We start from the raw sequence: 6,817 nt of genomic DNA, 5'->3' as shown, positions 1-6,817 counted from the left end.
AGTTGCGATAGCCCAGCCCTTCGTTGATGGCCTGGCGCAGCCGGTGTTCGGGAACGTCGAGCCGTGCCGCCAGCGCGCCGATCGCAAGACCCTCCTGCCGGTAGGTTCGTTCCACGGTCATCAGATGGTCGAGGCGCCGCAGCAGGATGGGATCGATCGCGACCCGCCCCGCAGCGGCGCGATCGGCAATCCGGGCCTGCTTCCGCGTATCGTCGGATGCAATCGCAGCCGTGGCATCGTCGACAGCCACTGCCGGCGCGCTGAACAGGCCGAGGCCGGCAAGCATGGCCACCACGAACAGGCCGAGCGCGGTCGGGAGACTGCCGGGCGCGCCGGGAACCGCGACASGAATTGCGGCGAAGCCGGCGACGGCGACGGCCGCGATGAGCACGACATTGATCGCAAGCATCGCCAGCCGCAGCCGGCGGCGGCGCGCAACCAGATCGGCCCCCCAGGTCTTGACCGTCTGAACCGCGGCAGCGAGGGCCAGCACCAGGGTGGCCAGCGCCAGGACTCGCCCGCCTGCGCCAGCCAAAGCGGGCCAGTGCGACCAGCCCAGCGTAATCGCAAACCCATAGGCCACGATGCTCAGCCACAGGGCGCCGTGCCACCGCTTCAGCACGAAATCGTCGTCGAACGCCGCGCGCGCCCACAGCCAGAATACCGCAGGCTGCGCGGACAGGATCGGCAACACCCACCACCATGACGATTTGGGAAAGAACGGGGCGGTCGCGACGGCGTAGAAGACCCCTCCGGCGGACATGGCCATGCCCAACAGAGCATGTTGACCGGTCGCACGACGCAGCAGCGCCACGAGAATGATCAGCAGGAACACGCCGCTCGTCGCACCGCGGAGCCCAAGATCGATGGCCGTGAGCCCCATCCCGTTCACACCCTGGGAACCCCATTCGAGAGCTCAACTCTCGCATCGCCTTCGCGCGTGCACAACCCAAACTTGCGGCTTTGGCCACTGCTGCGGTCCCCGCTGCAAGTCGATGAATTGATCCAGATCAACGCGTTAACGGCTCGAACGTATCTAAAGTGCGGCAAGGCAACGGCCCGGATGCCGTCCCGATTCCCATACCATTTCGAAGAGACCGAATATGTCGGCCCCTGACGACACGACTGGGCGCGTGCGCCGTAAGCGCATGGAAATTTTCGCCTTCCTGTTCCTGACCGCGATCGTGATGCCCGCCCTCGCGGTTGGGACCGTCGGCTCCTACGGGCTCGGCGTCTGGATCTACCAGATGTTCGCCGGCCCTCCCGGCCCACCGCCCTCCCCGCATTGATCCCCGAAAGCGAAAGACAGGCGTCATGGCCCGAGCTTCACTGAACAAAGGCTTACTCGACAAAGCCACACTCAACCGCCGCGCATTGATCACCGGCCGGGTGCTCACCGCCGACCGCGTCGTCGCGCCGCCAGGCTACGAGATCGCCAGCATCATCGTGCAGGCGCGCCCCGAGCGCCTGGATGAGCTGGAAGCCGAGATCACCGCGCTGCCCGGCTGCGAGATTCACGGCCGCGATCCGCGCGGCAAGCTCGTCGTCGTGACCGAGGCGCCGGATGCCGGCAGCCTCGGCACCCTGCTCAACACCATCCAGTCGCTGCCGAACGTCTATTCGGCCGCGCTCGTCTTCCACGCCATCGAAACCGCCTGAGTCAGGAAGAGCCATCATGACATCGCCGAAGCTCGACCGCCGCCAGATGCTGAAGCTCGAGGCCGCTGCGATCGCGGCCGCTGCCGCTGGGCTCCCGGCACCTGCGCTCGCCGCCAATCTCGTCGCCGAGCGCGACAACAGCGAACTGAAATGGGACAAGGCCGCCTGCCGCTTCTGCGGCACCGGCTGCTCCGTGATGGTCGCGACCAAGGACAACCGCGTCGTCGCCACCCACGGCGACATCAAGGCCGAGGTCAACCGCGGCCTCAACTGCGTCAAGGGTTACTTCCTCTCCAAGATCATGTACGGCCACGACCGCCTGACGCAGCCGATGCTGCGCAAGACGAACGGCAAATACGACAAGAACGGCGACTTCACTCCGGTGTCCTGGACCGAAGCCTTCGACATCATGGAGGCGAAGTGGAAGGAAGCCTTCAAGAAGCGCGGCCCGAACGGCGTCGCCATGTTCGGCTCCGGCCAGTGGACGATCTGGGAAGGCTATGCGGCCTCAAAGCTGTTCAAGGCCGGCTTCCGCACCAACAACATCGACCCCAATGCGCGGCACTGCATGGCCTCCGCCGTCGCCGGCATGATGCGCACCTTCGGCATCGACGAGCCGGCCGGCTGCTATGACGACATCGAGGCGACCGACGCCTTCGTGCTGTGGGGCTCCAACATGGCGGAGATGCACCCCATTCTGTGGACGCGCCTCGCCGACCGCCGGCTGTCCGCGCCGCATGTCCGCGTCGCCGTGCTCTCGACCTTCGAGCACCGCTCGTTCGACCTCGCCGACATTGGCATGGTGTTCAAGCCGCAGACCGACCTCTTCATCCTCAACGCCATCGCCAACCACATCATCAAGACCGGCCGCGTCAACAAGGACTTCGTCGCCGCGCATACGATCTTCAGGCGCGGCCAGACCGACATCGGCTATGGGCTGCGGCCCGAGCATCCGCTGCAGAAGAAGGCGACGGGCGCGGCGAAAGCCAACGACTCCACCGACATGAGCTACGACGAGTACGTCAAGTTCGTCTCGGACTACACGCTGGAGAAGGCAGCCGAGATGTCCGGCGTGCCGATGAACCGGCTGGAGGCGCTTGCCGAGCTCTATGCCGATCCCAAGACCAAGGTGGTCTCGTTCTGGACCATGGGCTTCAACCAGCACACCCGCGGCGTCTGGTGCAACAACCTCGTCTACAACATCCATCTTCTGACCGGAAAGATCTCCTCGCCCGGCAACAGCCCGTTCTCGCTGACCGGCCAGCCCTCGGCCTGCGGCACCGCGCGCGAGGTCGGCACCTTCTCGCACCGCCTGCCCGCCGACATGGTCGTCACCAACAAGGAACACCGCACCAAGACCGAGCATCTCTGGCTGCTGCCCGAAGGCACCATTCCCGACAAGAACGGCGCCCACGCCGTGCTGCAAAGCCGGATGCTGAAGGACGGCCTCATCAACGCCTATTGGGTGCAGGTCAACAACAACCTCCAGGCCGGCCCCAACGCCAACGAGGAGACCTATCCGGGCTTCCGCAACCCCGACAATTTCATCGTGGTCTCGGACGCCTATCCGTCGGTGACGGCGCTGGCCGCCGACCTGATCCTACCGACCGCGATGTGGGTGGAGAAGGAAGGCGCCTACGGCAATGCCGAGCGGCGCACGCAGTTCTGGCACCAACTCGTCAACGCGCCCGGCGAGGCCAGGTCCGATCTCTGGCAGCTCATGGAGTTCTCAAAACGCTTCAAGATCGAGGAGGTCTGGCCGGAGGAGCTGATCGCCAAGAAGCCGGAGGTTCGCGGCAAGACGTTGTTCGACGTGCTCTACAAGAACGGCCAGGTCGACAAGTTTCCGACCTCGGAGATCGAGGAAGGCTACGCCAACGCGGAATCCAAGGCATTCGGCTTCTACGTGCAGAAGGGACTCTTTGAAGAGTACGCCTCGTTCGGCCGCGGCCATGGCCACGACCTAGCGCCGTTCGAGGCCTATCACCGCGAGCGTGGGCTGCGCTGGCCCGTCGTCAACGGCCAGGAAACCAAATGGCGTTTCCGCGAGGGCAGCGATCCCTACGTCAAGCAGGGCACCGACGTGCAGTTCTACGGCTATCCCGACGGCAAGGCGCGCATCTTCGCCCTGCCTTACGAGCCACCGGCGGAATCGCCCGACAGCGAATATCCGTTCTGGCTCTCGACCGGCCGCGTGCTGGAGCATTGGCACTCCGGCACCATGACGCGCCGCGTGCCCGAGCTCTACAAGGCGTTCCCCGAGGCGGTCTGCTTCATGCATCCCGACGATGCGTCGGAAGCCAAGCTCCGGCGCGGCGACGAGGTGAAGGTGGAATCCCGTCGCGGTTTCATCCGCGCCCGCGTCGAGACGCGCGGCCGCGACCGGCCGCCGCGCGGCCTCGTGTTCGTGCCGTGGTTCGACGAATCCAAGATGATCAACAAGGTGACGCTGGATGCCACCGATCCGATCTCGCTGCAGACCGACTACAAGAAATGCGCCGTGCGCATCGAGCGGGTGAACGTGTCATGATGAAACGATTTGGCATGGCCCTGCTCGCGGTCGCGATCGCCGCGGGCGCGAGCTCTCTGACTGCGCAGACGGTGACGTCGGGCCTGCGCGGCCCGGCCCCGCTCAATGACGAGGGCCCGGCGCCGCCGATGCTCCCGAACCGCAACACGTCCGAGCGGGAGGTGCGCAATTATCCGGAGCAGCCGCCGGTGATCCCGCACACGATCGACGGCTATCAGATCGACCTCAACGGCAACAAATGCCTGTCCTGCCATGCACGGGCACGCACCGCGGAATCGCAGGCGCCGATGGTCTCGATCACGCATTTCATGGACCGCGACGGCCAGTTCCTGGCCTCGATCTCGCCGCGGCGCTTCTTCTGCACGGAATGCCACGTGCCGCAGAACACCGCCACGCCGCCCGTCAGCAACGACTTCACCGACATCGACACGCTGCTGTCGCGCGCAAGCCCCGGTGGCCGCCGATGACGACGGCTGCTGACGAGCCCAAGGGAAAGGTGGAAGCCAAGCGTGGCTTTATCCTGCGCTGCTGGGACTTCGCGCGCGAGCTCTGGCAGGTGCTGATCCGGCCGAGCTCGGTGTTCGGGCTCGGCGTGCTGGTGCTGGCCGGCTTTGCCGCCGGCGTGATCTTCTGGGGCGGCTTCAACACCGCGCTGGAACTGACCAACACCGAGAAGTTCTGCACCAGCTGCCACGAGATGAAGGACAACGTCTATGCCGAGCTGAAGTCGACCATCCACTTCAGCAACCGCTCCGGCGTGCGCGCGACCTGCCCGGACTGCCACGTGCCGCACAACTGGACCGACAAGATCGCGCGCAAGATGCAGGCCTCCAAGGAAGTCTGGGGCAAGATCTTCGGCACGATCGACACCCGCGAGAAGTTTCTGGATCACCGGCTGGAGCTTGCCGCGCATGAATGGGCGCGTTTCAAGGCCAACGATTCCCTGGAGTGCCGCAACTGCCACAGCGCCGATTCCATGGACATCACGAAGCAGTCGCCGCGGGCTTCGGTGGCGCACCAGCGCTTCCTGTTCACGGGGGAGAAGACCTGCATCGACTGCCACAAGGGCATCGCCCACCATCTGCCCGACATGCGCGGCGTTCCCGGCTGGCAATAGGATCGCCCGCCCCGCTTGTACCTGGGGCAAACGCACATGACTTCCTGGCGGGGGAGCGCGCGCCTCGTCCTTCGAGACGACCGCTTCCAGCGGTCTCCTCAGGATGAGGCTGAGCGGCACTTTTCCGGTCGAAATTGCTGCCACACACTCCGTCCTCATCCTGAGGGCCCGCCAAAGGCGGGTGTCTCGAAGGATGGGCTGCAGAGCAACGGCCTCAAATGCGATTGCCCTGCGCTTGAACCGGCGGGCCGAATGGTTAGTTTTGAGGGATGGCGAATCGCTTCGGCTCGCCCCTCCTCAAGACAGATATGCCCACATTCACCCCGCATCAGGATGCCGCCCTCAAGGCCGTCGGTGACTGGCTCAAGGCCAAGCCCGGCCGCAATGGCACGCCGCCCGTGTTTCGCCTGTTCGGCTTTGCCGGCACCGGCAAGACCACGCTGGCACGGCACATCGCCGAGGGCGTCGACGGCGAGGTGAAGTTCGCCGCCTTCACCGGCAAGGCGGCGCTGGTGATGCGCAACAAGGGTTGCGACGAGGCCTCCACCATCCACTCGCTGATCTACCGCGCCCGCGAATCCGGCGAGGAGCAGCCGAGCTTCGAATTGTGGGACGACGCGCCGGCGTCCAAAGCCAAGCTGATCGTGATCGACGAATGCTCGATGGTCGATGCCGAACTGGGGCGCGACCYGATGTCGTTCGACTGTCCGCTGCTGGTGCTGGGCGATCCCGCGCAGCTGCCGCCGATCCAGGGCGGCGGCTTCTTCACCAACACCGAGCCCGACGCGATGCTGACCGAGGTGCACCGCCAGGCCCAGGACGATCCGATCGTGCGGATGTCGATGGACGTCCGCGAAGGGCGCGAGCTCGATATCGGCCGCTATGGCGAGAGCGAGGTGGTATCGCGCAAGGAGCTCGATCCCGACCGCGTCATGGGCGCCGACCAGGTGCTGGTCGGCCGCAACAACACGCGACGCGCGTACAACATGCGGGTGCGGCAGCGCCAGAACATCGAGGACGTCTTTCCGGTCGCCGGCGACAAGCTGGTGTGCCTGCGCAACAACCGCAAGAAGGGCCTGTTCAACGGCGGCCTGTGGCGCGTGAAGTCGCGGAACACCTCGCGCTCGAAATCGCGCATCCTCAGCATGCGGCTGTCGCCGGACGAGGATCTTGGCCACAAGGTGACCAAGGTCTCGGTGCGCGCCGACTGCTTCGAGGGCGGCGTCGAGCAGATCGCCTGGGAGCAGCGCAAGCCCTATGACGAGTTCGACTACGGCTACGTGCTGACCGTGCACAAGTCGCAGGGCTCGCAATGGGACGACGTCGTGCTGTTCGACGAGAGTTTTGCGTTTCAGGATAGCCGGGCGCGGTGGCTTTACACGGGGATTACGCGCGCAGCGAAAAGGTTGAGTATTGTCGTTTAAGCGTCGATGCTTTGGCGACGCCGCCGGCTCAACCTCCGCGCGTCGTCCCGGACAAGCGAAGCGCAGATCCGGGACCCATACCCACAG

Annotated in this window: 7 protein-coding genes; 6 read left to right on the top strand and 1 reads right to left on the bottom strand. The window is 65.3% G+C overall.

Going from position 1 to position 6,817, the window contains the following annotated elements:
- Window positions 1-883, bottom strand: an 883-nt coding sequence (locus tag AC1D00_RS20425) for an AraC family transcriptional regulator (RefSeq protein WP_477011908.1), incomplete at its 3' end; no start/stop codon positions are given.
- A gap of 220 nt (window positions 884-1,103) precedes the next feature.
- On the opposite strand from AC1D00_RS20425, the gene napE reads away from it, so the two are divergent.
- The 6 genes from napE to AC1D00_RS20395 all read left to right on the top strand — a co-directional run bounded on the left by napE (window position 1,104) and on the right by AC1D00_RS20395 (window position 6,730).
- A complete protein-coding gene (gene napE / locus AC1D00_RS20420; RefSeq protein WP_477011907.1) occupies window positions 1,104-1,289 on the top strand; it encodes a periplasmic nitrate reductase, NapE protein in 186 nt (61 codons plus the stop codon).
- 25 nt (window positions 1,290-1,314) lie between these two features.
- Window positions 1,315-1,659 (top strand): chaperone NapD, encoded by a 345-nt coding sequence (locus tag AC1D00_RS20415; protein ID WP_477011906.1) that lies wholly within the window; start codon window positions 1,315-1,317, stop codon window positions 1,657-1,659.
- A 16-nt stretch (window positions 1,660-1,675) separates the two neighbouring features.
- Window positions 1,676-4,189, top strand: a complete 2,514-nt coding sequence (napA, locus tag AC1D00_RS20410) for a nitrate reductase catalytic subunit NapA (RefSeq protein WP_477011905.1) — start codon at window positions 1,676-1,678, stop codon at window positions 4,187-4,189.
- Window positions 4,186-4,656 carry a nitrate reductase cytochrome c-type subunit gene (locus AC1D00_RS20405; RefSeq protein ID WP_025576771.1) on the top strand — a complete coding sequence of 157 codons (471 nt, stop codon included), beginning with the start codon at window positions 4,186-4,188 and terminating at the stop codon, window positions 4,654-4,656. The genes napA and AC1D00_RS20405 overlap by 4 nt, the downstream gene beginning before the upstream one ends.
- Window positions 4,653-5,306, top strand: a complete 654-nt coding sequence (locus tag AC1D00_RS20400; protein WP_025576772.1) for a NapC/NirT family cytochrome c — start codon at window positions 4,653-4,655, stop codon at window positions 5,304-5,306. The genes AC1D00_RS20405 and AC1D00_RS20400 overlap by 4 nt, the downstream gene beginning before the upstream one ends.
- 308 nt (window positions 5,307-5,614) lie before the next feature.
- Entirely contained in the window at window positions 5,615-6,730 is a 1,116-nt protein-coding gene (locus AC1D00_RS20395) for an ATP-dependent DNA helicase (RefSeq protein ID WP_477011904.1), read from the top strand.
- The last annotated feature ends 87 nt before the right edge of the window (window positions 6,731-6,817 follow it).

Source organism: Bradyrhizobium sp. P2_E8 (assembly GCF_056403875.1).
Note: the sequence above shows the minus strand (reverse complement) of the source record. Positions and strands in the feature narration are given on the sequence as shown.